The organism is Nocardioides malaquae, from assembly GCF_015070385.1.
In the GTDB taxonomy this organism is placed as follows: Bacteria; Actinomycetota; Actinomycetes; order Propionibacteriales; family Nocardioidaceae; genus Nocardioides; species Nocardioides malaquae.
Genome location: NZ_JADCSA010000018.1, coordinates 11865 through 35670, shown reverse-complemented (window position 1 = coordinate 35670; position 23806 = coordinate 11865). Strand labels below are relative to the sequence as shown.

The window sequence follows — 23806 nt, the reverse complement described above, 5'->3', positions numbered from 1 at the left end:
CCCGGCCGAGGTCCTCGACGACCTACTCTTGACCCACCACAAACACCACGGTGTTGCGTGACCAACTGGAATCCGCCGCGAAATACCGACCATTTCAGCAGGTGCGTGAGGGGACCGTGAGGCGAGGGCGGCGGCGGGCCGGTCAGCAGTAGAAGCGGAAGGTGGTGCGGCGCTGGAGGTCGCGCTGGAAGAGAGCCACCTTGGAGAGCGACGGCTTCTTGTTCTTCCGGAAGAACTTGTTCCACGCGGCGTTGTACGCCTTGCGCTGCGAGCGGAAGTTGCCCTCGACGCCCGGCTTGTTGCACCACCAGCGCAGGTGGGTGGCGTTGTTGACGTCGATCAGGAGCCTGGCGAACTTCTTCTTGTGCTTGACCGGGTAGGCGTGGTGGATCTTGTAGTGCTTGGCCGGGGTCGGCTGCGGCTCGTGGATGCGCAGGTTGAACTTCCGGTTCTTCTTCGTGTGGGGCTTGCCCCACTTGTGCAGGTCGAACACCCCTCCACCGGTGGCCGCTGTCGGACGGTCCGTGGTGAGGTTGACCGACGTCCACCCCAGGGTGTCTCCGTAGCCGTCACCATCCTGCCCGCACTCCTGGAGCATGGGCACCTCGGCCGCCACGTAGGCGACGGGGTAGCCCCCCTTCACGGTGCGCCGGTCCCCCGGGACGGTGACCCGCTTCTGGGCCACGATCTCCTTCTGCTGCCCGCCGTCGTAGAGGCAGGTGCGGGTGAAGGTGACCCAGACCTTCTGCTTCTTTCCCGACCGGTTGACCAACGGGACCATGGAGCTGGTCGTGTGCCCCGGGGTGGCCACGGCGTAGCCGTCCCGTAAGCCGGGCAGGACGTGGGGGTGGTCGGTGCCCTCCGGGTCAGCCGCCACGGCGGGCGCCGTCGGCGTCAGGGCGGCCACCAACGCCGCGAGGACCAGGAACCTGCTCGCACTCCGAGCTCCACGCTTCAACGACTTCATGGTCGTCACCGTAGCGAGGGAAGAACCTCGCTCCGGACAGCTTCCGTGGAGCGGAACGGCGGGATCAGACCCCCCGCACCCGCTCTTCGTAGGCCGCACGCTTCGACGCGTCCGCTCCGGTGAGCACGCTGTCGGCCTTGAGCGCCCGGCTCGCCATCGCCTGCAGCCGGCGCGGCAGCACGGAGGAGAACTTGGCGATCGGCTGGCCCCACCGCGGCGCCCACGCCTCCGCGACCGGGCGACGGATCACGTCGACGATCACGTCGGCGACCTCCTCCGGCTTGAGCTGGGGCACCCCACGCGTGGCCGCCACCCCGTGGCCGAGCTGGGTCTGCACGATCACCGGCAACACCATCGAGACGTCGATGCCGAGCGGCCCGACCTCCTCGCGCAGGGCCTCCGAGAAGCCGACCACGGCATGCTTGGAGGCGGAGTACGTCGCCCCGCCCGGCAGCGCGACCCGGCCCACGGCCGAGACGATGTTGACCACGTGGCCGCTGCCGCGCGCGACCATGCCCGGCAGGAAGGCACGCGTGCCATGGATGGGGCCGAGGGTGTTGATCTCGAAGACCTGCTGGGTCGTGCGGGGCGTCTCCTCCAGGAATCGCCCGACAGGCATGATCCCGGCGTTGTTGACGAGCACGTCGACGTCGCCGGCGAAGTCGGCGTAGGCGGCCCACTGGTCGGGGTCGGTCACGTCGAGCGGGTAGGAGTCGAGCCCGAGGGTCCCGGCGGTGGAGGCAAGGGCCTCCTCGTCACGGTCGCTGATCACCACCCGGGCGCCGGCCTCGGCCAGGATCCGGGTGGTCGCGGCACCGATGCCGCGGCCCGCGCCGGTGATGGCGACGGACAGGTTGGAGAGATCCACGTCACGTGACATGGAGCACATCGTGGACCCTGGATGCGGATCCGACAAGGCCGGGGTCCGTTTGGGTCAGTCCGGGTGGACGACCACGGTCTCCTCACGGCCCGGGCCGACGCCGACGGCCCAGATCTTCGCCCCCGACAGCTCCTCGAGCCGCTTCACGTAGGCCTGGGCCGTGGCGGGCAGGTCCTCGAACGTCCGGCAGCCGGAGATGTCCTCGCTCCAGCCGTCGAGGTACTCGTAGACCGGCGTCGCGTGGTGGAACTCGGTCTGCGTCATCGGCATCTCGTCGTGGCGCACCCCGTCGACCTCGTAGGCCACGCAGACCGGGATCTTCTCCCATCCGGTGAGCACGTCGAGCTTCGTCAGGAAGAACTCGGTGAGGCCGTTGACGCGCGTGGCGTAGCGAGCGATGACCGCGTCGTACCACCCGCACCGACGCGTACGCCCTGTGCTCACGCCGATCTCGCCGCCGATGCGCTGCAGCGCCTCGCCGTCCTCGTCGAAGAGCTCGGTCGGGAACGGCCCCGAGCCGACCCGCGTCGTGTAGGCCTTGATGACGCCGATGATCCGGTCGACGCGGGTGGGACCGATGCCGGCACCGACGCAGACGCCGCCGGCGACCGGGTTGGAGGAGGTCACGAAGGGATACGTGCCGTGGTCGACGTCGAGCATCGTCGCCTGGGCGCCCTCGAAGAGGACGGTGCGGCCCTCGTCGAGCACCCGGTTGAGCAGCAGCGAGGTGTCGGCGACCATCGGGCGCAGCCGCTCGGTGTAGGAGAGCAGCTCCTCCACGACGGCGTCGACCTCGATGGCGCGGCGGTTGAAGACCTTGGTCAGCAGGTGGTTGCGCTGGTCGAGCGCGGCCTCGACCTTCTCGCGCAGGATGTCCTCGTCGAAGAGGTCGGCGATGCGGATGCCGACCCGGTTGACCTTGTCGGCGTAGGCCGGGCCGATGCCGCGGCCGGTGGTGCCGATCTGGTTCTTGCCCAGGAAGCGCTCGGTGACCTTGTCGATCGTCGAGTGGTAGGACGCGATCACGTGCGCGTTGGCGCTCACCACCAGCGGCGCCAGCTCCACCCCGCGGTCGAGCAGCAGGTCGAGCTCGCGGAAGAGCGCCTCCGGCGAGACGACGACGCCGTTGCCGATGACGCAGGTGGCGCCCGGCGTGAGGATGCCGCTCGGCAGCAGGTGGGTGGCGAACTTCTCGCCGTTGACCACGATGGTGTGGCCGGCGTTGTGGCCGCCGCTGGTGCGCACGACGTAGTCGATGCTGTCGGTGGTCGAGGCCAGCAGGTCGGTCGCCTTGCCCTTGCCCTCGTCGCCCCACTGGGCACCCAGAACCATGATCGCGGGCATCGCAGCCCCTCTCGTCTTGCGTCGTGCAGCAGGTGAGTCGCACAGAAAAATAGCCCCGGTGCAAGACCGGAGCTCTTGCGCCGAGACTCTACCAAAGGGTGCGCCTCGCCTCTCTGGGCTAGCGTCACGACCATGGAACCCATGCTGGTGATCACCAACTCCGGCGCAGGCACCGCCGACGAGGAGTCCCTCGAGGCGGCGCTCGAGGTGCTGCGGGCCGAGGCCGACGTGGAGGTGGTTGCCACCTCGTCGCCCGACGAGCTCGACGAGGTGCTGCGCGACGCGCGGGGGCGTACGGTCGTGGTCGCCGGCGGCGACGGCAGCCTGCACGCCGTCGTCCAGGCGTTGTACCGCCGCGAGGAGCTGGGCTCCACGACGCTGGCGCTGTTGCCGCTGGGCACCGGCAACGACTTCGCCCGGGCGGCCGACCTTCCGCTGGAGGCCGCCGAGGCGGCCCGCACGCTGCTCACCTGCGACGCGGTCGAGGTCGACCTGATCGTGGCCGACGACGACACCGTCGTGGTCAACAACGTGCACCTCGGGGCCGGCGCGGAGGCCTCCAAGGTCGGCGCGGAGTGGAAGGAGAAGCTCGGCTCCATCGGCGTCGGCAAGGTCAACCTCGGCAAGCTCGGCTACCCGATCGGGGCCGCTGCGGTGGCCCTGGAGAGCGTGCCGCTGCACGTCCGGATCGAGGTCGACGGCGCGGAGGTCGGTGACGGGGAGGTGCTGATGGTCGCGCTCGGCAACGGCAGCTCGGTCGGCGGCGGAGCTGAGCTCACCCCTGAGGCTGACGTCACCGACGGACGCATCGACGTCATGATCTCCACCGCGCTCGGCCCGGTGCAGCGGTTCACCTACGCCGCCGACATCGCTCGCGCCGCGCACGCCGACCGTGACGACGTCACCTACCTGCACGGCTGTGAGGTGCGGGTCCGGGGCGAGGAGTTCTGGACGTCGGCCGACGGTGAGATCACCGGGCCGCACACCGACCGGACCTGGCGGATGGTCAACCGCGCCTACCGGATGTTGCTGCCCACACCCGCCGACGGCGACTCGGGACCGGCTCCCGTCTAGATCCAGCCGCGCCGAACGGCCTCGACGCCCGCCTGGAAGCGACTCTCGGCGCCCAGCTCGAGCATGAGCTCGGCGATGCGCCGGCGCACGGTCCGCAGCCCGATCCCGAGAGACCGGGCGATCTGCTCGTCGCGGGCGCCGGCGGCCAGCTCGCGCAGGAGGAGTCGCCGCCCGTCGTGGCGTACGTCGTCCCGGGGGGCGACGGGCAGCGCCACGGCTCGCCCCCACAGCTCCTCGAAGAGCAGCTTCAGCGTCGAGACCAACCCCTCGTCACGCAGCACGACGGCGCGCTCGTTGCCCGCCCCCGGATGTTGCGGCACCAGCGCCCTGGCGTCGCCCACGATCGCCATCCGGCTCGGCACCTCGGGCAGGAACCGGATCTCCTCCCCCGCCGCCACCCGGTCGGTGAGCACGGAGCGCGCCTGTTGCAGTGCCAGTACCGGGTAGATGCTGCGGGCGCGTCGCCCCTGGCCGAGGGCCACCTTGAAGGCGGCGCCGATGACGGGCTCGGTGGACAGGCGCCACTGGTCGGGGCGCAGGAACATCAGCTCGCCGCTGCTCTCGGTGATCCACTCGACGAGCAGCTCCATCGGCACCGGCCCCTGGACGACCTCGCCGTCGAGTGCCGTGCCGTCGCCGGTCGGGCTCGCAGGGCCGTCGAGCTGGCGCAGGACGTGGGAGTAGCGCAGGAGCGCATCCACGTGGGAGCTGACCTCGGCGGCCTCCCGGTCGAGCGCGGCCCCGAGCGCCACCCGCGGCGGTGCGATCTCGAGGACACCGTCGACGACCGCCACCGCACCCAGGGAGATGAGGGGCTCGATCTCCTCGAGCAGCTCGGCGGTCGTGACGCCGCGACCCAGAGCCACAGCGTCGATCCGGGCTCCGTCGGAGGAACGGATGCAGCGGTAGAGCGTCTCGATCTCGGGCTGCTGGCCCAGCACGGAGCGGTGGAAGATCTCGGTCATGGTGGCATGTTAGTGCCACTGGCAGGTTGTCTCTTGCTACCCGTCGGAAACATCGGCACAATCCGTAGAACGGCATGGAACCTGGGGGTCCCGGCCGTGCATCGATGTTGGCCGCAGGACACCGTGGGGGGATGTTCCTGCGGCCACATCTTTTCTCGGCCCCGGCCCCGCACCCCGTCTCGTGCGTGGACCGTCGGTCACTGGCGGTAGCGTTCGACTGCGCCACCACCTCGACCCACAGGAGTACGGCCGTGCCTTCTGACGTGCAGCCCCCGTCCACCCCCGACACGCCCCCGGGCGAGGCTGAGCAGGGTCCCCAGCAGGGCCAGAAGCAGGGTCGACGGGGCCGTGGCAAGGGTGGCGCCGGCCAGACGCCGACCGACTGGGTGACCCGGGCGGCCGATGAGGCCGTCCGTCACGCCGAGGGCCGCGAGCTCGTGACCTGCGCCTCCGGCGCCTCGCCCTCGGGCCCGGTCCACCTGGGCAACCTGCGCGAGTTCCTCACCGTCCACTTCGTGGCCGACGAGCTGCGCCGCCGCGGTGTGAAGACCCGCCACCTGCACAGCTGGGACGACTACGACCGCTTCCGCAAGGTGCCGGCCGGGGTCGACGCCTCCTGGGCCGAGCACATCGGTCGCCCGCTGAGCGCCGTGCCGGACCCGTGGGGCTGCCACGACTCCTGGGCAGAGCACTTCAAGGCGCCGCTGCGCGAGGCCCTCGCCGAGATGGGCGTCGAGATGGAGGAGATCTCCCAGACCGAGATGTACCGCTCGGGCGCCTACCGCGACCAGATCCTGCTCGCCATCCGCGAGCGCGGCCGGATCGAGCAGGTGCTCGCGCGCTACCGCACCAAGGCAGCCACCCCGGTCGTCGGCAACCAGGACGACGCTGAAGGTGAGGCGGGCGTGGCGTCGGAGTCGACCGCCGAGGTCGACGAGACCGACGTCGACTCCGCCGACACCGCGGCCGTGCCCGGCGACGAGGACCTCGCCCGCTTCCCCTACAAGCCCTACTGCCGCGAGTGCGGGCGCGACACCGTGACTCTCACGGCGTACGACGACGAGACCACCGACCTGGCCTACACCTGCACCTCGTGCTCCTTCTCCGGGGTCACCAACGTGGCCACGCAGGACGAGGGCAAGCTGGTGTGGAAGGTCGACTGGCCGATGCGCTGGGTCTTCGAGGGTGTCGACTTCGAGCCCGGCGGCGCCGACCACGCGACGCCCGGGTCGTCCTACACGGTCGGCAAGGACGTGGTGAAGGTCTTCGGAGGCCGCGCCCCCTCCTTCGTCGCCTACGGCTTCGTCGGCTTCGCCGGCATGCAGAAGATGTCGTCGTCGTCGGGCGGGGTGCCCACCGCCGCCGACGCCCTGCGGATCCTCGAGCCGGCCATCCTGCGCTGGCTCTACGTGCGCCGCGCCCCCAAGCAGACCTTCAGCATCGACTTCGGCCCCGAGGTCGTCCGGCTCTACGACGAGTGGGACGCGCTGACCAAGAAGGCCGCCGACCCGGCCAAGCGCGACGTCGCGGTGCTCGCCCACGAGCGCGCCGCGGCCACCGCGGGCGGCCCACTGCCCGTCAGCGCCGTCCAGGTGCCGTTCCGCACCCTGTCGTCGGTCGCCGACGTGACCGCCGGCTCGGCCGAGCTCATCAGCCAGGTCATCTCCTCGGTCGGCTTCCCGCACGACTCCGTGGCCGACCTCGAGCCGCGGCTGACGAAGGCGATGCAGTGGACGGCCGAGTTCGTGCCGGCCGACGAGCGTACGAACGTGCGCGAGGCCCCCGACACGGCACGGCTCGCGTCGCTCTCCGCCGACGAGCAGCGCTGGCTCGACCTGCTGGCCGAGCACCTGCCCGCGGAGCTCACCCAGGACGAGGTCACCACGGTGGTCTACGGCGTGCCGAAGCTGGCCCACGGGCTGGCCGTCGACGCTGCGCCGACCGACGAGGTGAAGGCCGACCAGAAGACCTTCTTCCGGCTCCTCTACAACCTGCTCGTCGACGCCGACCGCGGGCCGCGCCTGCCCACGCTGATCGTGGCGCTGGGCGCGGAGAAGGTGCGTACGCTGCTGGGTCGCCCCGAGGCCTGAGCACGACGATGCGGGCGGGGATGCGGCAGACCTGGGGGCTGGCGCGGACCTACCTGCTCGCCGTGGCGGGACCGGTCCGGTCACGGCGCCACAACCTGCAACTGGCGTCCCTGCTCGCCTTCAACGCCGGGGTCCTCAACTCGGTCGGGTTCGTCGCGGTCGCCGTCTACACCTCCCACATGACCGGGTTGACCGCCGGCGTCGCCGACCAGCTGGTGCTCGGCGACTGGCGGGTGGTGGCGATCGGGCTGCTCGGCATCGCCTGCTTCGTGGCGGGTGCGGCCGTCTGCGCCGTGGTCTTCAACTGGGGCCGCCGGCGACGGCTGCGGGGCCGTTACGCCAACGTCCTGGTGCTCGAGGCCCTGCTGATCCTGCTCTTCGGCCTGTTGGCCGACCAACTCGTCTGGGGGCGGCGCGAGTTCGTCTTCATCGCGGTGCTCTGCTTCACGATGGGCATGCAGAACGCGATCATCACCAAGATCTCCGACGCCCAGATCCGCACGACCCACGTCACCGGCATGGTGACCGACATCGGCATCGAGCTCGGCAAGCTGGCCTACCGGCACCGCACGCCCGGCCTCGACCCGGTGGTCGCCAACCCGTTCAAGCTCGGCATGCTGGCGATGTTGGTGGGGCTTTTCTTCCTCGGCGGCGTGCTCGGGGCGCTGGGCTACCTGGAGTTCGGCTTCGCCGTCGTCATCCCGCTCGCGCTGCTGCTGCTAGCCGCGGCGAGCGCGCCGCTGCTGGCGGACATCAAGGCTTTCCGTGAACGGTGAGTCGGGACATACGGCATCCTCGCCTGAGGACCCTCACCCGGATCTGCCGGCCCTGTCCCTGTCAAAGACGTCGCACTCATGAGTTGTCACTCCCGGCTCGTCGTCCGAGATGTCGCCCCGAACCTGCGTGCCGCAGACGGCGACGTCGGCATCGATGAGCAGTCGGTGCGGTCGACCGTCGACCAGCGTCTCCAGCTCGAACCGCTCGACGTCGATGCCCTCCTGTCCGACCTCCAGCACCGCCACGACCTCCTCGCCGCCCGCCTCGAAGGCGTCGAAGTCGTAGAAGTCCCCGCTCGCGCAAATCCCCGTGACCTCGGCACCGGCCAGGTCGTGCCACGTTCCGAGGTCGTCCGCAGCCTTCGTGGGGTCTCCCCAGGCGGTGCCCACCGCCAACCTCATGGCGTCCGGAGCCACCGAGTTGGCAGCCAGCCTGCGCACCACACCTGACGACGGAATCTCCGGGGTCCCCTCGCGGGGCACCGCACGCACGGCGCGCAGCTCCGCCTCGTGGCCCTCCTCGACGCAGACGAAGTGCAGACCGACCACGAACCGCCTGGTCCTGTCACTGCCGGGCTTCACCCCCGCCACCGCGAGCATCCCCCCGACGTAGCTTCCCGCGCGCAGCTTTGCGCCCGGAGCGTCGGCTTCGTGCACGACGACACCGTCGACCACCTCGAGGCCCGTCGGGTTGGCGTGGGCCAACCACGCCGGCGCTACCAGGGCCGCGACGCCGAGCACGATGGCCGTCACGAACGTGTAGGCGGGGTGCAGGGGAGGCCACTGTTCAGCGTTCCGGTGTGCCGGTTCGATGTTCACGGGAGCAACCTAGCGGGGATGAAACCGGCGGAGACCGAGGAGTCCACAGGCACCGAAGCGCCGTTGTCGGGTCCGCGTGGCAGGCTGGGCCTCATGCCTCACGTCGACCTCATGGCGGGTCCCCCGCCCACCCACCTGCCCGAAGACCCCGCCGCCGCCGAACTGGCCGCCGGCACCGCCCCTGCTGCCGCGGTGCGCAACCACCCGGCCTCCCCCTTCGCCTGGGCCGCGATGGCCGAGCAGGCCAAGGAGGCCGGCGCCGACGACGTGACCGTCTACGCCTACTCCCGCGTCGGCTACCACCGCTCGCTCGACATGCTGCGCCGCAACGGCTGGAAGGGCCACGGCCCCGTGCCGTGGGAGCACGAGCCCAACCGCGGCTTCCTGCGGGCACTCGCGCTCCTGGCCCTCTCGGCGCGCGCCATCGGCGAGACCGACGAGTGGGAGCGCTGCAGCGAGTTCCTGCGCGACTCCAGCCCCGCGGCGTACGACGCGCTCCTCGGAGACTGACCCGCCGGTGACGCAGACGCAGGGGGTGGCTGCCGCCCGGCGCGACGAGACCCTGGAGAACCCGTGGCCAGCCCTGTGGGCGCTGGTCGCGGGCTTCTTCATGCTCATGGTCGACACCTCGGTGCTGACGGTGGCGACGCCCGCGCTGCTCAGCGACCTCGGCGCCGACGTCAACGCCGCCATCTGGGTCACCAGCGCCTACCTGCTGACCTACGCGGTGCCCCTGCTGATCACCGGTCGACTGGGTGACCGCTACGGCCCCAAGCGGATCTACCTGGTCGGACTGGTCGTCTTCACCGCCTCGTCACTGTGGTGCGGGCTCTCCGACGACATCGGCTCGCTGGTGGCCGCCCGCGCCGTCCAGGGTCTCGGCGCCGCCATGATGACGCCGCAGACGATGGCGGTGATCACCCGGATCTTCCCTCCGGCGCGCCGCGGGCAGGCGATGGCGCTCTGGGGTGCCACCGCCGGCGCCGCCACGCTGGTCGGCCCCGTCCTGGGCGGGCTGCTCGTCGGCACGTGGGGCTGGGAGTGGATCTTCTTCATCAACGTGCCGGTGGGCGTGGTCGCCTTCGTCGCCGCCGTGCGGCTGATCCCCGACCTGCAGACCCACCCACACCGCTTCGACTGGCTCGGCGTCGCGCTCTTCGGTGTCGGCATGCTCTGCCTGGTCTTCGGGCTGCAGGAGGGCCAGCAGTACGCCTGGGGCCGGGTCTGGGGCCACGTCACCGTCTGGCGCCTGATCGTCGGCGGCGTCGGACTGCTCGCGCTCTTCGTCTTCTGGCAGTCACGCAACCGCGCCGAGCCGCTCATGCCGCTGGGTCTCTTCCGGGACCGCAACTTCGCCGTCGCCAACATCGCCATCTCGATGGTGGCCTTCTCGTTCATGGCGCTGGGCTTCCCGACGATGCTCTACGCCCAGGCCGTACGTGGGTGGTCGCCCCTGCAGGCCGGATTGCTGATGGCGCCCCTCGCGCTGGGCTCGATCGTGCTGGCGCGCACCGTCGGTCACCTCACCGACCGGCGGCACCCGCGCGTGCTGACGGCCTTCGGCTTCGGCTGCGGCGTCGTCTCGGTCGGGGCGCTGGCCTGGCTGCTCGACGCCGACACCTCGATCTGGCTCGCCGTGGCGGCGATGGCCCTGCTCGGCACCGGCTCGGCCTTCCTGTGGGGTCCGCTGTCGGCCACCGCCAACCGCAACCTGCCGATGCACCAGGCGGGCGCCGGGGCAGGCATCTACAACACGACCCGCCAGGTCGGCTCCACGCTGGGTGCGGCCGCGGCGGCCCTCGTCATCGACTGGCGGCTGCACGCCTACGGCCTTCCTTCGAACGCCGCCAGCGGTGAGGCCGGCCTGCACGCCGCGGAGGCCATCGACCCCGCCCTCGCCGCGGACTACTCCGCGGCGCTCGGGCAGACCCTGTGGCTCGGCCCCGTCGCCTTCGCCATCGGCCTCGCCGCGACGCTCTTCTTCGAGCGTCCGCGCCACTTCGACCAGCGCTGAGACAAGCAAGTGGTGGCTGGGAGGCGGTCCTGCTGTTGCGACCGTCTCCCAGCCACCAGTTTCCGATCGGGTGCGCGCCGCGCCCCTGCGGAAACGCCGGACGGCCGGCTCCCCGAGGGGAACCGGCCGTCCGGTGCGGGCGTACGCCCGTGGTCGGCGTCTGCGTCAGGCGCCCAGCGAGGTGCCGGCGGAGCGCAGGTTCTCGCAGGCCTCGACGATGCGGGCGGCCATGCCGGCCTCGGCGGCCTTGCCCCACGAGCGCGGGTCGTAGAGCTTCTTGTTGCCGACCTCGCCGTCGATCTTCAGCACGCCGTCGTAGTTCTGGAACATGTGGGTGACGACCGGGCGGGTGAAGGCGTACTGGGTGTCGGTGTCGATGTTCATCTTCACGACGCCGTAGTCGACGGCGTCGGAGATCTCCTGGGCACTCGAGCCCGAGCCACCGTGGAAGACCAGGTCGAACGGCTTCGAGCCGGCCTCGAGGCCGAGCTCGGCGACGACGGCCTCCTGGGCATCCTTGAGGATCTCGGGGCGGAGCTTGACGTTGCCGGGCTTGTAGACGCCGTGCACGTTGCCGAAGGTCAGGGCCGTCATGTAGCGACCCTTCTCGCCGACGCCGAGGGCGCGCGCGGTGGCCAGGGCGTCCTCGGGGGTGGTGTAGAGCTTCTCGTCGATGGCGCCGACGATGCCGTCCTCCTCGCCACCGACCACGCCGATCTCGATCTCGAGGATGATGTTGGCCGCGGCGCACTTGGCGAGCAGCTCCTCGGCGATGACGAGGTTCTCGTCCATCGGGGTGGCCGAGCCGTCCCACATGTGCGACTGGAAGAGCGGGGCCTCGCCGCGCTTGACGCGCTCGGCGGAGATGTCGATGAGCGGGCGCACGAAGGTGTCGAGCTTGTCCTTCGGGCAGTGGTCGGTGTGCAGGGCGACGTTGACCGGGTAGTTCTTGGCGACCTCGGCGGCGTAGGCGGCGAAGGCGGCCGAGCCGGTGACCATGTTCTTGACCGACGGGCCGGAGAGGTACTCCGCGCCACCGGTGGAGATCTGGATGATGCCGTCGGAGCCCGCCTCCGCGAAGCCCTGCAGGGCCGCGTTGAGGGTCTGCGACGAGGTGACGTTGATGGCCGGGTAGGCGAACGACTTCGACTTCGCGGCGTCGAGCATCTCGGCGTAGCGCTCGGGGGATGCGATGGGCATGGGTTCTCCTCGGTAGACAGGACCTGCTCGCCCGGCATCCTAGTCTGCGCAGGTGACGTCCGTCGGATCGGTTCCGCGGGCCCGGACGCCGCCTCGTGACAACCGATCAGCCGCCCGGTCCGTCTCTGTGGGTGACAGACCTCCGAGGAAGGCCCGCCCATGAACCTGCCCGCACCCACCGACTGGTCCCGCGAGATCGACTCCTCGTTCGGGCACGGGTCCGACCGTCCGGCTGAGGCGTACGCCGCCCTCGGCCGCCGCGTGCAGCGTCGCCGCCGCGCGCTCCAGGGCTCCGTGGCCGGGCTGACCGTCGCCACGATGGCGCTCGCCGGTCCGTGGGCTCTCAACTGGTGGGGCGACGGGCCGGGCGGGAACGTCGGGCCGGTTCCCGCGGCGACGCCCGACCAGCCCGTCGAGCCGCAGGACCCGGGGCCGACCGTGGCCCCCATGGCCCGCACGGCCGACGACGTGGCGGTGGCGACGCGCGAGTGGGAGGGCTCCGACGTCATCCCGGTCACCGCCACCGAGGACGGCGGGCTGGAGGTCCTCGACGGGTGGCGCGTGACGCGCCTGGTGGTGGTGCGCGAGTCCGACACCGAGCGCCGCTGGGGACTGGTGCTCTCCTCCCCCGACGGGTCGCCGCTGTGGGCGCTGGTCGACTGGGAGGGCGGGGACGACGCCGCAGGTCTCCCCGGGCATTCGGGCGCGACCACGGATCGGCCGGGTGCTCGGTTCACGAGGTTCGCCGACTGGCTCTCGACCACCCTCGCGCTGCAGGACGCGTCGGGTTCCTCCGACCAGCCCCCGGCCGGCGAGCAGGACGCGGTCGCGATCGTCACCAGCGGCGAGGTGGTGGCGCTCAACGGCGCCGAGGTGTTGGCGCAGCGGCCGGCGCCGGACGGCTGGAGTGCCTACGGCCCCGCCAACGAGCAGTTCGCGGTCAAGCTGCGCACGGCCGACGGCCGCACCTGGTTCGCGCGCGTCGACCCGGAGGGCTCCACCACCGTCGACCCGGCCGTGCTCGACGTCCCGACGATGAGGGCCTTCATGGAGCACGTCACCTCCCGGGCCGAGAGCGGGGAGGGCCTCAGGTGAGCCGCCGCGACGCCGACTTCACCGACTTCGTCGCAGCCCGGCAGACCCACCTGCGGCGCATCGCGTACGCCCTGTGCGGCGACTGGGACCGCGCCGAGGACCTCTTGCAGACCTCGTTGACGAAGCTCTACGTCGCCTGGCCGCGCGCCGCGCAGCCCGAGGCGTACGTGCGCCAGGTGATGGTGCGCGCCAACGTCGACGAGTCCCGCCGCCCGTGGTTCCGCCGCGAGCGCCCCACCGACCTGGTGGACGACCGACCGGCGCCGCCGGACGTCGACCACGAGGAGCGCAGCGTCCTCTTCGACGCGTTGCAGGCGCTGCCGCCGATGCAGCGCAAAGTCGTGGTGCTGCGTCACTGGCTGGGGCTCTCCGTGCGCGAGACGGCCCACGAGCTCCAGGTCTCGGAAGGCACCGTCAAGAGCCACAGCCACCGGGGGCTGGCGGCCCTGGAGGCAACGGTCCGCGCGGGCGACCGGGTCACCTGAGAGACTGACCGACGTGGAGACGGCGCTGATGGTGGACACCTACGTCGCGATCGCCGTCGCCGGCTACGTCGCCTTCCTGGCCTGGCGCGACATCGTGCCGTGGGTGCCCCACGCGCTGGGTGGGGTCATCGTCGCCTTCCTGGTGCCGATCGTCGGCCCACTCGCGATCCTGGCCGCCGGGATCTGGCTCCAGGTGCGCCACCGCCGCACCCGCTGACCTGTCGAGACCGGGCGCGTCGCAGTGATGCGATGCTCACGCATCACACATGATGCTATGCTGTCAATCATGCGCACGACCGTCACTCTTGACCCCGACACCGAGCAAGTCATCCGAGAGCGGATGGCGACCAAGGGAGTCTCCTTCAAGGTCGCCCTCAACGATGCGATCCGCGATGGCGCACGAGGACGGGTGGACCACGTCTTCACCACGGAGACCTTCGACCTCGGGGTTCCCACGGTCGACCTGACGAAGTCGAACGTCCTGGCCGCCGACTTGGAGGACGCGGAACTGGTCGCCCGCCTGGGGTTCGGTCCGCAGAGGTGAAGCTCGTCGACACCAACGTGCTGCTCCACGCCATCAACACGCGCTCACCCGACCATCAGGCAGCCAAGGGGTGGCTCGACCGTGCTCTCTCCGGCGGCGCGCCTGTGGGTTTCGCCTGGCTGGCGCTCGTCGCGTTCATCCGCCTCGCCACCCACCCGGCGATCTTCGAGCGCCCCCTGACCGCTGCCCAGGCGATGGGCCAGGTCCAGGCGTGGCTCGCCGCACCGACCGCCGCCGTGCTGCACCCCGGCAAGGACCACCCCCAGACGTTGGCACGCATGCTGGCAGCAGCCGGCGGGGCCGGCAACCTCACCAACGACGCGCACCTCGCCGCACTGGCGGCGGAGCACAAGGCAACGCTCGTCTCCTTCGACAGCGACTTCTCCCGTTTCCCCGGGCTCCGCTGGGAACGACCCGCCTGAGCGATTCGCCAGCAGTCAGCCGCGCCAGGCGGCGTCCCCCGACAGGTCGGCGTGCGCGCGGATCCAGGCGTGCATGGCGATCGCGGCCGCCGACGAGGCGTTGATCGAGCGGGTCGAGCCGAACTGGGCGATCGAGAAGGTGCCGTCGACGACCTGCCGTGCCCCCTCCGACAGGCCGGGTCCCTCCTGGCCGAAGAGGAAGCAGACCCGCTCGGGCACCTCCATCGTCTCCAGGTGGGCGCTGCCGGGCAGGTTGTCGATGCCCAGCAGCCGCACGGGTTGCTCGAGCGAGTGGAGGTACGCCGCCAGTGCCGGCACGTCCTCGTGGTGGCGTACGTGCTGGTAGCGGTCGGTGACCATCGCGCCGCGCCGGTTCCACCGGCGGTTGCCCACGATGTGCACCTCGGCGGCGAGGAACGCGTTGGCGGTGCGCACGATCGTGCCGATGTTGAAGTCGTGCTGCCAGTTCTCGATGGCGACGTGGAAGGTGTGCCGACGGGTGTCCAGGTCGGCGACGATCGCCTCCATCGACCAGTAGCGGTAACGGTCGACGACGTTGCGCCGGTCACCGTGCTCGAGCAGGTCGGGGTCGTACTGCTCCCCCGACGGCCACGCCGCGCGGCCACCCGGCCACGGACCGACGCCCACCTCGGGCTGGCCGTGGGGCATCGGGTCGTAGGGAGCGCGTTCCTCGTCCGGGCCTCGGTCGGTCGGTTCACGCATGCGGACACCCTAAGGGCCGACCAGTACGCTGACCCGCGTGAGTCTCCTTGACCTGGCCGGCGTGATCCACCCGATGTTGTCGATCCCCGGCCTGCCCGACATGCCGTGGATGGATCCCAACTGGTTGTTGGACCGGTTCGGTGCGGAGCTCTTCTGGCTGAGCCTCATCATCATCTTCGTCGAGTGCGGCCTCTTCTTCCCGTTCTTGCCGGGCGACTCGCTGCTCTTCGCGCTCGGGCTCTTCTTCGCCGGCGAGAAGATCGACCTCTTCCCGGGCGGCCCCGGGCTCGAGGTGACGATCGCGATGCTCTTCTTCGTGGTCGCCGGCTTCCTCGGCAACGTGGCGGGCTACGAGATCGGCCGCAAGCTGGGCCCACCGCTCTACAACCGTGAGGGCCGCATCCTCAAGCGCAAGTACTTCGACCAGACCAGCGCGTTCTTCGACAAGCACGGCAACAAGGCCCTGGTCATCGGCCGCTTCGTGCCCTTCGTGCGCACCTACGTCACCGTGGTGGCCGGTGTGACCCAGATGGACCGACGCCGCTTCTTCACCTGGAGCGCCATCGGCGCCGTGCTGTGGGTCGTCTCGATCACCCTGCTGGGCTACTTCCTGGGCCAGGTCTTCCCGACACTCGGTGAGAACGTCGACAAGGCGATCCTGGCGATCATCGCCTTCTCGGTCGTGCCGATCGCCTGGGAGTGGTGGCGCCACAAGCGCACCAACGCCCCCGGCGCCGAGATCGGCCCGCACGACGGCGGGCCCGACCGCGACATCCTGGGCGAGGACGTCACGCCCCGCGCCCAGGACTGACCCGGCCGGGTCGGCTTCAGGAAGCGGCGGCGCGCGCCTCGTCCAGCTGCGCCTTGGTGAGCACCGGGCGCACCTCCAGGTCGACGTCGGCCAACGGGTTCTCGCCGGCCGGCGATCGGTCGATCGCGCAGATGACGACCTCGACGACGGCGCCGGCGGCCCGGAGCTCGCGTACGGCGTCGCGCACCGCGCCACCGGTGGTGATGACGTCCTCGACCAGCGTCACCCGGCGACCGGCGACGTCCTGACCCTCGGCCAGCTTGCAGGTGCCGTACTCCTTGGCCTTCTTGCGCACGAAGAGCGCCGGGATGGAGGTCTTCGCGCTCACCATGGTGGCGATCGGCACGCCGCCGAGCTCGAGGCCGCCGAGCAGCTCGGTGCCCTCGGGCACGAGGTCGACCATCTGCGCGGCCACGCGCTCGAGCAGCGCCGGGTCGGCCTCGAAGAGGTACTTGTCGAAGTACTCGTGCGACACCTGACCCGAACGCAGGGTGAACTCCCCGCTCAGGCGGCAGGTGGCGTCGATGTCGGCGGCGAGGGTGGGGTCAGTGGTTGCCATGGACGCATCTTCCCAGACCTGTGAGCTCGCCGGCGCAGGGCTACGCTCGCCGGTATGCGTCCCACCGCCTCTCGGATCACCGGCCTCGAGACGACGGTCTTCGCCGAGATGTCGGCGCTGGCCGCGCGCACCGGAGCCCTCAACCTCGGCCAGGGCTTTCCCGACGAGGACGGCCCCGACGTGGTGGTCGAGGCGGCCCGCCAGGCCCTGCGCGCAGGCCACAACCAGTACGCCCCCGGGCCCGGACTGCCAGTCCTGCGTGAGGCGGTCGCAGCCCACCAGGGGCGCCACCACGGCCTCGAGCTCGACCCGACCAGCCAGGTCGTCGTCACCACCGGGGCGACCGAGGGAATCGCGGCCGCCCTGCTCGCACTCGTCAACCCGGGCGACGAGGTCATCGTCCTCGAGCCCTACTACGACTCCTACGTCGCGATGATCCAGATGGCCGGCGGGGTGCGCCGCCCGGTCACCCTCCGAGCCCCCGACTTCCGGCTGGACGCCGAGGCCCTGCGGGCGGCCGTCACGCCGCGCACGACGATGATCCTGCTCAACACGCCCCACAACCCGACCGGCACGGTGCTCAGCCGCGCAGAGCTCCAGGTCGTCGCCGACGTCGCGACCACCCATGACCTGACCGTGGTGACCGACGAGGTCTACGAGCACCTCGTCCTCGACCCCGACGCCGAGCACGTCCCGCTGGCCACCCTGCCCGGCATGTTCGAGCGGACCCTGACCCTCTCGAGCGTCGGCAAGTCGTGGTCCCTGACCGGGTGGAAGGTGGGCTGGGCGACCGGACCCACCGACCTGGTGGCTGCGCTGACCACGGCCAAGCAGTGGCTCACCTACACCTCGGGCGGCCCGTTGCAGCCAGCCGTGGCGGTGGCCCTCACCGAGGCGTACGACTTCCCCGCGGCCCTGCGTACGTCACTGCGGGAGCGCCGCGACCACCTCGTCGGCGGCCTCAGGGACCTCGGCGTGCCGACCCACCTGCCGCAGGGCACCTACTTCGCCCTCTCCGACGTCTCCGACCTCGGATGGTCGGACGCCGCGGCCTTCTGCGACGCGCTGCCCGAGCGGGCGGGCGTGGTCGCGATCCCCGCCAGCGCCTTCCACGACGACGTCGAGGCGGGCCGCCACCTGGTGCGGTGGGCGTTCTGCAAGCGGCGCGAGGTGCTCGACGAGGCGCTGGACAAACTGGCCCGAGCCGACCTGCACGCCTGAGCCGGACCGCTCAGCGGCTCCTGAGCCAGGCGCGGACGTCCTTGCGCACGAGCAGAGCGATGACGACACCCGCGGCGACGGCGGGCAGGAGCAGCAGCGGGGACAGCGACGCCACGGCGGCGAGCAGGCAGAAGCCTGCGGTGAACGCCGAGGTGATCATCAGCAGCACCGACCCCTGGGCGCGCCGCAGCACGAGCAGCAGCGCCGCGAGGCAGGCCACCAGGCAGAAGACGGCCATCACGGAGCCGACCAGCACGGTGGTGCCGATCAGCATGTCGGCGGTGATCTCCTGCCCCTGGCCACCCTGTGCCTGCAGGTCCTCGACCATGGTGTCGATCTCGCCGCGCAGCTGGTCGGGGGCGAGCAGCAGCCCGCCCACCGCCACCAGCGACGAGACGAGGGCGAAGCCCGAGAAGATCCAGGTCAGGATCGCGGCCACCAGCACCGCGCCGGGTCGGCGGGTCGGCGCAGGCTGCTCCGGCCACGGGGCCGGGCCCGGAGCCTGGGGCACCCCAGGCGCCGGCGCCGGCGCGGCCGCGTGACCGCCCGGCTGGCCGTACGCCCCTCCGGCCGCGTGGCCGTACGGCGACTCAGGTCGGCGACCCTCCGGGGGCGTGACGGGCGCGCTCACGCCGGGCGTGGGCGTACCGGCTCCCCACGTGGGTCGGTCACCGAACCCCTCGACCGGGCGACCGCCCGCCGAGGGCCCCGGGGCACCGGTCGGAGCCGGCACCCGGTGCTCGTCGTCGGGCCGCTCGCCCTCCGAACCGCCCGAGGTCGCCTCCGGACGGGCGAACGGGTTGCGGGCCCCGGAGTCGTCGCGGCCGAGCGGCGTGGCCGGCCGCGGCTGCTTGCCGTCGAACCAGTCGCGGGCCGGCTGCATCCACAGCAGCACGACCGAGGCGGCGACCAGCGACGACAGGAAGCCTCCAGCCACCACCCCGGTGGCGAAGAGCGGCAGCGCCAGCACCGACAGGCCCAGGCGCGCGCCCCGGTTGCGCCGCAGCACGAACCAGCCCAGGACGGCCGCCGCGCCGGCGCAGACCGCGGCCACCGTCGCGGTGACACGCAGGGCGACCACGCCGGTCTCGATCGACCAGCCCAGGTCGGAGCCGGGACCGCTGGAGAGGTACTCCTCCAGCATGTCGCGGGTCTCCAACGACCGGATGCCGCCGATCACCTCGAAGACGTTGACGACGACCAGGAGCGAGCCGACGAGGATCATCCAACCCAGCATCGTGACCTGGGGCGGACGGGGCAGTTCCTTCGGCTCACTCACGGCGTCATTCCATCATGTGTCCCCAATCGGCCAGGACGCTCACGCCGGGCTGAGCACCAGACCGTCGTCACCACGGTCGACCCGCACCCGGCCGCCGTCGACGACCTGGCCGCCGATCAGCATCCGGGCCAACGGGTCACCGATCGCCGTCTGGATCAGGCGACGCAGCGGCCGCGCACCGTAGGCGGGGTCGTAGCCGGTCGCTGCCAGCCACTCACGCGCCTCGTCGGAGACCTCGATCGAGATCCGACGCACCGCCAGCCGCTTCTCCAGCAGCGCCAGCTGCAGGTCGACGATGTGGGCCAGCTCGTCCTGGGTGAGGGCCGAGAAGGTGACGATCTCGTCGAGGCGGTTGAGGAACTCCGGCTTGAAGGAGGCCCGCACCACGCCCAGCACCTGCTCGCGCTTCACCGACTCCTCGACCAACGGGTCGACCAGGTACTGCGAACCCAGGTTGGAGGTGAGGATCAGGATCGTGTTGCGGAAGTCGACCGTACGCCCCTGGCCGTCGGTGAGGCGGCCGTCGTCGAGCACCTGCAGCAGGATGTCGAAGACCTCGGGGTGGGCCTTCTCCACCTCGTCGAGCAGCACCACGCTGTAGGGCCGGCGCCGCACCGCCTCGGTCAGCTGGCCGCCCTCGTCGTAGCCGACGTAGCCCGGAGGGGCACCGACCAGGCGGGAGACCGAGTGCTTCTCGGAGTACTCGCTCATGTCGATGCGCACGATCGCGCGCTCGTCGTCGAAGAGGAAGTCGGCCAATGCCTTGGCCAGCTCGGTCTTGCCGGTGCCGGTGGGTCCGAGGAAGAGGAACGAGCCGGTCGGACGGTTGGGGTCGGCGATGCCGGCGCGCGAGCGGCGCACCGCGTCGCTCACGGCCTTGACCGCCTCGGCCTGGCCGATGAGGCGCTCACCGATGACCGACTCCATCTCCAGCAGCTTGGCGGTCTCGCCCTGCAGCATGCGGCCGGTGGGGATGCCCGTCCAGGCCTCCACCACGTCGGCCACCTGCTCGGCGCCCACCTCCTCGCCGACGAGCTTCTCGGCCTCGGCGAGCCCCGACTCGGCGGCCGCGGCCGCCTCGATCTGCTTCTCCAGCTCGGGGATCCGGCCGTACTGGATCTCGCTGGCCTTCGCCAGGTCGCCCTCACGCACCAGCCGCTCGGCCTCGATGCGCAGCTGGTCGAGCTGCTTGCGCAGCTCACCCTCGCCCTCGAGCGACGCCTTCTCCCGCTCCCAGCGCGCCTCCAGGGCACGCAGCTCCTCCTCCTGGTCGGCCAGCTCGCCGCGCAGCAGCTCGAGGCGCTCGCGCGACGCGTCGTCGGTCTCCTTCTCGAGCGCGAACTGCTCCATCTTGAGCCGGTCGACGCTGCGGCGCAGCTGGTCGATCTCCTCGGGCGACGACTCGATCTCCATCCGCAGCCGCGAGGCCGCCTCGTCGATCAGGTCGATGGCCTTGTCGGGCAGCTGGCGCCCGGTGATGTAGCGGTCACTGAGCGTGGCGGCGGCGACCAGCGCGGCGTCGGTGATGCGCACCCCGTGGTGCGCCTCGTACTTCTCCTGGATGCCGCGCAGGATCTGGATGGTGTCCTCGACGCTCGGCTCGCCCACGAAGACCTGCTGGAAGCGGCGCTCCAGGGCCGGGTCCTTCTCGATCCGTTCGCGGTACTCGTCGAGCGTGGTCGCCCCGATCATGTGCAGCTCGCCGCGCGCCAGCATCGGCTTGAGCATGTTGCCGGCGTCCATCGCGGAGTCACCACCGGCGCCCGCCCCGACGACGGTGTGCAGCTCGTCGATGAAGGTGATCACCTGGCCGCCGGCCTGCTTGATCTCCTCGAGCACGGCCTTGAGCCGCTCCTCGAACTCACCGCGGTACTTCGCACCCGCCACCATCGCAGCCAGGTCGAGGCTGAGCACGCGGCGACCCTTGAGGGAGTCGGGCACGTCGCCGGCGACGACGCGCTGGGCCAGCCCCTCGACGACGGCGGTCTTGCCGACGCCGGGCTCACCGATGAGCACCGGGTTGTTCTTGGTGCGCCGGCTCAGCACCTGAACGACCCGGCGGATCTCGGCATCACGCCCGATGACGGGGTCGAGGCGGCCCTCCTCGGCGGCGGCGGTGAGGTCGACGGAGAACTTCTCGAGCGACTCGTAGGTCGACTCGGCCTCCTGGCTCGTCACGCGTCGGTTGCCGCGCACGGTGGTGACGGCCTCGCGCAGGCCGTCGGCGGTGAGGCCGGCGTCGGTCAGCACCTTCTGCGCGCTCGACTCGACGGTGGCCAGGGCGACGAGCAGGTGCTCGCTGGCGACGTAGTCGTCCTTCATCGAGCCGGCCAGGTCGAGCGCAGCCGCCAGCACGCGGGTCAGGGCGGCCGAGGCGCCGGGCTGCTGCACCGTGCTGCCCGTGGCCTTGGGCAGGGCGGCCTGGGCCGCCTCGGCACGCGCGGCGACGCCGGCGACCTCCACGCCGGAGCGGGTCAGCAGGCTGCGCGAGACGCCGTCCTCCTGACGCAGCAGCGCGACCAGCAGGTGGATCGGCTCGGTCTGGCTGTTGCCGCCGGTGGTGGCGGCCAGCTGCGCGGCCTCGATCGCCTCACGGCTGCGGGTGGTGAACTTGTCAGCTCCGAACTGGCTCACGGGATCCTCCTGGCGACGCGACTCCTGGGAGCAGTCTCCCCGACCCGTACGTCCTGGGCGACCGCCGAACCGTGCTCACGGCTCATCCTGCTCAACGGCAGGAAAGTTGAGTCTGTTCCACTCAACCTCGACAGCTCGGTATGAGGTGGCTCACTTTGCCCAAAATGCGGTATGTCGGCGTGACCTCCCCTACTCTCGAAAGGCATGACGTCGCACGTGACGCACCTGGGGAGAAGACCATGACCACCACCCATCCGGCTCCACTCGTCGCCGCCGCCCAACGCCGGGCGCTGGCGATCGCCGCTGCCGTCGTCGGCCTCGCCGTGGCGCTCGCGCTCCTGCCGGGCACGCCCGCGGCCCACGCCGCGCCGGCCTCGCTGCAGGTCTCGCCGGGCCCCGGCCAGATCACCGGCGGAACGCTGCTGACCCTGACTGGAAACCTGGGCGTTCGCGGCAAGCGCAGGGTCGTCGTGGAGCAGCACATGGGTCGGATCGGCGACAGCTGGAAGGCGCGCGCCGAGACCCGTGGACGTACCAAGGCCGACGGCTCCTTCACCCTCACGGTGATCGCGGCCGCGATGGACGGCCCCCAGGGCTATCGCTACCGCGTGCGTGGCGGCAAGCACCTCACCCCCCACGTGACCACGCACCCCAAGGCGCAGGACGTCCTGGTCAAGCAGACCTCCGTGGGAGTGGTGGGCCAACCCCTCGAGTTCCTCGTGGACACCATCGGCAAGGGCTTCTCCAGCTACACCGAGCTCCCGGCACCTCTGCTGCCCGGTCGCACGCTGACGCTCCAGCGCCGCGTCGACCCGATCACGTGGGAGAACATCGCCACCACCGCCAGCGACGCGCGCGGCTACGCCACCTTCCGCACCGTGCACCGCGCCGACGGCGACGTCTACCGCGTCCGCGCCGAGGACTGGCGCGAGAACGGCGACCAGATCGGCTGGACCGCCTCCTTCCCGCACTACGTGACTCCCGAGCCGAGCAGCACCAAGGTCGGCGTCGCCCGCGCCCTGCGCGGCTCGACCGCGGTCGACGAGCAGGCAGCGCGCGGCGCCAAGAACTCCGGCGGCCGCAGCCACGCCCACTCCAAGTACGGCTGGTTCGGTCGTGACGGCCTCACCCAGCGCTTCGAGTGGGAGCTCGGGCACTCCCTCACCACCGCCCCCGACCAGTCACGCGGCGGCCGCGGAGCCAACTACTGGATCGACGGCAGTGACGGCACCGGCCGCGTCACCCCGCGCAACGGCGCGATCCTGCTGCGCAGCGAGGGCTACGGCAGCGCTCCCGACGGCTCCCGCGGCAACGTCTGGGCCGCGCTGACCGGCAAGGGTGACCGCTTCGGACGCTGGGAGGTGCGCGGCGGCACCACGCCCCTGGGCGGCGGCAAGAAGCACTCGGTGCGCTACGAGCTCGTGCCGGCCGACCGGGCCCACGAGGTCTGCGGCGTGCCCAGCATCGTCCTCGGGGAGACCGCGGGCCACGGCAACCCACTGCGCATCGGCGTCCGCGCCGCCAACGGCAAGACCTGGGGCAAGAGCCTCGGCCGCGTTCCGTCGGGCGCCAGTTCCTACGCGGTCCAGGTCACCAAGAAGCACATCACCTGGTACCTCAACGGCAAGCCCACCGCGACCCTGCGCAAGAAGGCGGCCCTGCCCAAGGGCCCCATGGTCGTGCGCATCATGATGGCCGGCGACTCCGACACCCGGATGGCCACCACGAAGAGCACCGTCGACTGGGTCCGCAGCTTCTCCCTCAAGCGCGGCAAGAAGGTCACCACCAAGAAGTCGCTGCCGAAGGGCGCACACGGCGGCTGCTGAGCAGCTCGGCGTCCCGGGACGACCCGAGGGCCCGGTGTGGTGGCAACCACACCGGGCCCTCGGCGTTCGCCACCACGA

23 protein-coding genes are annotated in these 23806 nt (G+C 71.2%); 13 read left to right on the top strand and 10 right to left on the bottom strand.

All coding sequences use genetic code 11. The features are described 5' to 3' along the window. Positions 1–142 precede the first annotated feature (142 nt). The 3 genes from IEQ44_RS14780 to IEQ44_RS14770 form a co-directional block, all read right to left on the bottom strand. On the bottom strand, positions 143–967 hold the full coding sequence (locus tag IEQ44_RS14780) for a hypothetical protein (RefSeq protein WP_193639237.1): 825 nt from the start codon (positions 965–967) through the stop codon (positions 143–145). Between the two features lie 64 nt (positions 968–1031). Next, the gene (locus IEQ44_RS14775) at positions 1032–1847 is read right to left on the bottom strand and encodes an SDR family oxidoreductase (RefSeq protein WP_193639236.1); all 816 of its coding nucleotides are present in this window, start codon (positions 1845–1847) and stop codon (positions 1032–1034) included. A 54-nt stretch (positions 1848–1901) separates the two neighbouring features. Next, complete coding sequence (locus tag IEQ44_RS14770; protein WP_193639235.1) at positions 1902–3191, bottom strand: adenylosuccinate synthase; 1290 nt, start codon at positions 3189–3191, stop codon at positions 1902–1904. Positions 3192–3323: 132 nt separating this feature from the next. On the opposite strand from IEQ44_RS14770, the gene IEQ44_RS14765 reads away from it, so the two are divergent. Beyond that, positions 3324–4265 (top strand): diacylglycerol/lipid kinase family protein, encoded by a 942-nt coding sequence (locus IEQ44_RS14765; RefSeq protein ID WP_227487546.1) that lies wholly within the window; start codon positions 3324–3326, stop codon positions 4263–4265. On the opposite strand, the gene IEQ44_RS14760 is transcribed toward IEQ44_RS14765, so the two are convergent. Continuing rightward, the gene (locus tag IEQ44_RS14760; protein WP_193639234.1) at positions 4262–5230 is read right to left on the bottom strand and encodes a helix-turn-helix domain-containing protein; all 969 of its coding nucleotides are present in this window, start codon (positions 5228–5230) and stop codon (positions 4262–4264) included. The two genes, IEQ44_RS14765 and IEQ44_RS14760, sit on opposite strands and share 4 nt — an antisense overlap. Positions 5231–5481: 251 nt before the next feature. On the opposite strand from IEQ44_RS14760, the gene lysS reads away from it, so the two are divergent. Beyond that, the gene (gene lysS, locus IEQ44_RS14755; protein ID WP_319804698.1) at positions 5482–7320 is read left to right on the top strand and encodes a lysine--tRNA ligase; all 1839 of its coding nucleotides are present in this window, start codon (positions 5482–5484) and stop codon (positions 7318–7320) included. 20 nt (positions 7321–7340) lie between these two features. Further along, the gene (locus IEQ44_RS14750) at positions 7341–8096 is read left to right on the top strand and encodes a YoaK family protein (protein WP_193639232.1); all 756 of its coding nucleotides are present in this window, start codon (positions 7341–7343) and stop codon (positions 8094–8096) included. 33 nt (positions 8097–8129) lie between these two features. On the opposite strand, the gene IEQ44_RS14745 is transcribed toward IEQ44_RS14750, so the two are convergent. Then, entirely contained in the window at positions 8130–8915 is a 786-nt protein-coding gene (locus tag IEQ44_RS14745) for a hypothetical protein (RefSeq protein ID WP_193639231.1), read from the bottom strand. A gap of 93 nt (positions 8916–9008) precedes the next feature. Here IEQ44_RS14745 and IEQ44_RS14740 point away from each other — a divergent pair, with 93 nt between their 5' ends. Both IEQ44_RS14740 and IEQ44_RS14735 read left to right on the top strand, forming a co-directional pair. After that, positions 9009–9425, top strand: coding sequence for a DUF3151 domain-containing protein (locus IEQ44_RS14740; RefSeq protein ID WP_193639230.1), 417 nt, complete (start codon positions 9009–9011; stop codon positions 9423–9425). Positions 9426–9432: 7 nt separating this feature from the next. After that, complete coding sequence (locus IEQ44_RS14735) at positions 9433–10929, top strand: MFS transporter (RefSeq protein ID WP_319804697.1); 1497 nt, start codon at positions 9433–9435, stop codon at positions 10927–10929. A gap of 165 nt (positions 10930–11094) precedes the next feature. Here the strand turns inward: IEQ44_RS14735 and fbaA are convergent, their stop codons facing one another. After that, positions 11095–12129: a class II fructose-bisphosphate aldolase gene (gene fbaA, locus IEQ44_RS14730; protein WP_193639229.1), complete on the bottom strand. Its 1035-nt coding sequence runs from the start codon at positions 12127–12129 to the stop codon at positions 11095–11097. A 159-nt stretch (positions 12130–12288) separates the two neighbouring features. Here fbaA and IEQ44_RS14725 point away from each other — a divergent pair, with 159 nt between their 5' ends. From IEQ44_RS14725 to IEQ44_RS14705, 5 genes are all read left to right on the top strand, one after another. After that, positions 12289–13224, top strand: a complete 936-nt coding sequence (locus IEQ44_RS14725) for a hypothetical protein (RefSeq protein ID WP_193639228.1) — start codon at positions 12289–12291, stop codon at positions 13222–13224. Further along, positions 13221–13709 carry a SigE family RNA polymerase sigma factor gene (locus IEQ44_RS14720; protein ID WP_193639227.1) on the top strand — a complete coding sequence of 163 codons (489 nt, stop codon included), beginning with the start codon at positions 13221–13223 and terminating at the stop codon, positions 13707–13709. The genes IEQ44_RS14725 and IEQ44_RS14720 overlap by 4 nt, the downstream gene beginning before the upstream one ends. 13 nt (positions 13710–13722) lie before the next feature. After that, complete coding sequence (locus tag IEQ44_RS14715) at positions 13723–13926, top strand: hypothetical protein (protein ID WP_193639226.1); 204 nt, start codon at positions 13723–13725, stop codon at positions 13924–13926. Between the two features lie 69 nt (positions 13927–13995). Then, complete coding sequence (locus IEQ44_RS14710) at positions 13996–14253, top strand: antitoxin (RefSeq protein ID WP_193639225.1); 258 nt, start codon at positions 13996–13998, stop codon at positions 14251–14253. Beyond that, the gene (locus IEQ44_RS14705; protein ID WP_193639224.1) at positions 14250–14675 is read left to right on the top strand and encodes a TA system VapC family ribonuclease toxin; all 426 of its coding nucleotides are present in this window, start codon (positions 14250–14252) and stop codon (positions 14673–14675) included. Before IEQ44_RS14710 ends, IEQ44_RS14705 begins: the two co-directional genes overlap by 4 nt. Before the next feature lie 15 nt (positions 14676–14690). On the opposite strand, the gene IEQ44_RS14700 is transcribed toward IEQ44_RS14705, so the two are convergent. Then, positions 14691–15398, bottom strand: coding sequence for a TrmH family RNA methyltransferase (locus IEQ44_RS14700; protein WP_438861855.1), 708 nt, complete (start codon positions 15396–15398; stop codon positions 14691–14693). Between the two features lie 37 nt (positions 15399–15435). Between IEQ44_RS14700 and IEQ44_RS14695 the strand changes: the two genes are divergently transcribed. After that, complete coding sequence (locus IEQ44_RS14695; protein WP_319804696.1) at positions 15436–16209, top strand: DedA family protein; 774 nt, start codon at positions 15436–15438, stop codon at positions 16207–16209. A gap of 16 nt (positions 16210–16225) precedes the next feature. On the opposite strand, the gene pyrE is transcribed toward IEQ44_RS14695, so the two are convergent. Then, positions 16226–16768, bottom strand: a complete 543-nt coding sequence (gene pyrE, locus IEQ44_RS14690; RefSeq protein WP_193639223.1) for an orotate phosphoribosyltransferase — start codon at positions 16766–16768, stop codon at positions 16226–16228. Between the two features lie 54 nt (positions 16769–16822). Between pyrE and IEQ44_RS14685 the strand changes: the two genes are divergently transcribed. Continuing rightward, positions 16823–17989 (top strand): pyridoxal phosphate-dependent aminotransferase, encoded by a 1167-nt coding sequence (locus tag IEQ44_RS14685; protein WP_193639222.1) that lies wholly within the window; start codon positions 16823–16825, stop codon positions 17987–17989. Positions 17990–17999: 10 nt separating this feature from the next. Here the strand turns inward: IEQ44_RS14685 and IEQ44_RS14680 are convergent, their stop codons facing one another. Beyond that, positions 18000–19268 (bottom strand): hypothetical protein, encoded by a 1269-nt coding sequence (locus IEQ44_RS14680; protein WP_193639221.1) that lies wholly within the window; start codon positions 19266–19268, stop codon positions 18000–18002. Positions 19269–19307: 39 nt separating this feature from the next. Next, the gene (gene clpB / locus IEQ44_RS14675) at positions 19308–21902 is read right to left on the bottom strand and encodes an ATP-dependent chaperone ClpB (RefSeq protein WP_193639220.1); all 2595 of its coding nucleotides are present in this window, start codon (positions 21900–21902) and stop codon (positions 19308–19310) included. Between the two features lie 239 nt (positions 21903–22141). Here clpB and IEQ44_RS14670 point away from each other — a divergent pair, with 239 nt between their 5' ends. Next, on the top strand, positions 22142–23728 hold the full coding sequence (locus IEQ44_RS14670; RefSeq protein WP_193639219.1) for a LamG domain-containing protein: 1587 nt from the start codon (positions 22142–22144) through the stop codon (positions 23726–23728). The last annotated feature ends 78 nt before the right edge of the window (positions 23729–23806 follow it).

Excerpts from the sequence above, each read along its gene's own strand:
- IEQ44_RS14725 (WP_193639228.1), top strand. The coding sequence starts at position 12,289 with ATGAACCTGCCCGCACCCACCGACTGGTCCCGCGAGATCGACTCCTCG.
- IEQ44_RS14760 (WP_193639234.1), bottom strand. The coding sequence starts at position 5,230 with ATGACCGAGATCTTCCACCGCTCCGTGCTGGGCCAGCAGCCCGAGATC.
- IEQ44_RS14780 (WP_193639237.1), bottom strand. The coding sequence starts at position 967 with ATGAAGTCGTTGAAGCGTGGAGCTCGGAGTGCGAGCAGGTTCCTGGTC.
- IEQ44_RS14740 (WP_193639230.1), top strand. The coding sequence starts at position 9,009 with ATGCCTCACGTCGACCTCATGGCGGGTCCCCCGCCCACCCACCTGCCC.
- IEQ44_RS14770 (WP_193639235.1), bottom strand. The coding sequence starts at position 3,191 with ATGCCCGCGATCATGGTTCTGGGTGCCCAGTGGGGCGACGAGGGCAAG.
- IEQ44_RS14750 (WP_193639232.1), top strand. The coding sequence starts at position 7,341 with ATGCGGCAGACCTGGGGGCTGGCGCGGACCTACCTGCTCGCCGTGGCG.
- IEQ44_RS14685 (WP_193639222.1), top strand. The coding sequence starts at position 16,823 with ATGCGTCCCACCGCCTCTCGGATCACCGGCCTCGAGACGACGGTCTTC.
- IEQ44_RS14670 (WP_193639219.1), top strand. The coding sequence starts at position 22,142 with ATGACCACCACCCATCCGGCTCCACTCGTCGCCGCCGCCCAACGCCGG.
- IEQ44_RS14765 (WP_227487546.1), top strand. The coding sequence starts at position 3,324 with ATGGAACCCATGCTGGTGATCACCAACTCCGGCGCAGGCACCGCCGAC.
- IEQ44_RS14700 (WP_438861855.1), bottom strand. The coding sequence starts at position 15,398 with ATGCGTGAACCGACCGACCGAGGCCCGGACGAGGAACGCGCTCCCTAC.
- pyrE (WP_193639223.1), bottom strand. The coding sequence starts at position 16,768 with ATGGCAACCACTGACCCCACCCTCGCCGCCGACATCGACGCCACCTGC.
- IEQ44_RS14775 (WP_193639236.1), bottom strand. The coding sequence starts at position 1,847 with ATGTCACGTGACGTGGATCTCTCCAACCTGTCCGTCGCCATCACCGGC.
- fbaA (WP_193639229.1), bottom strand. The coding sequence starts at position 12,129 with ATGCCCATCGCATCCCCCGAGCGCTACGCCGAGATGCTCGACGCCGCG.
- IEQ44_RS14710 (WP_193639225.1), top strand. The coding sequence starts at position 13,996 with ATGCGCACGACCGTCACTCTTGACCCCGACACCGAGCAAGTCATCCGA.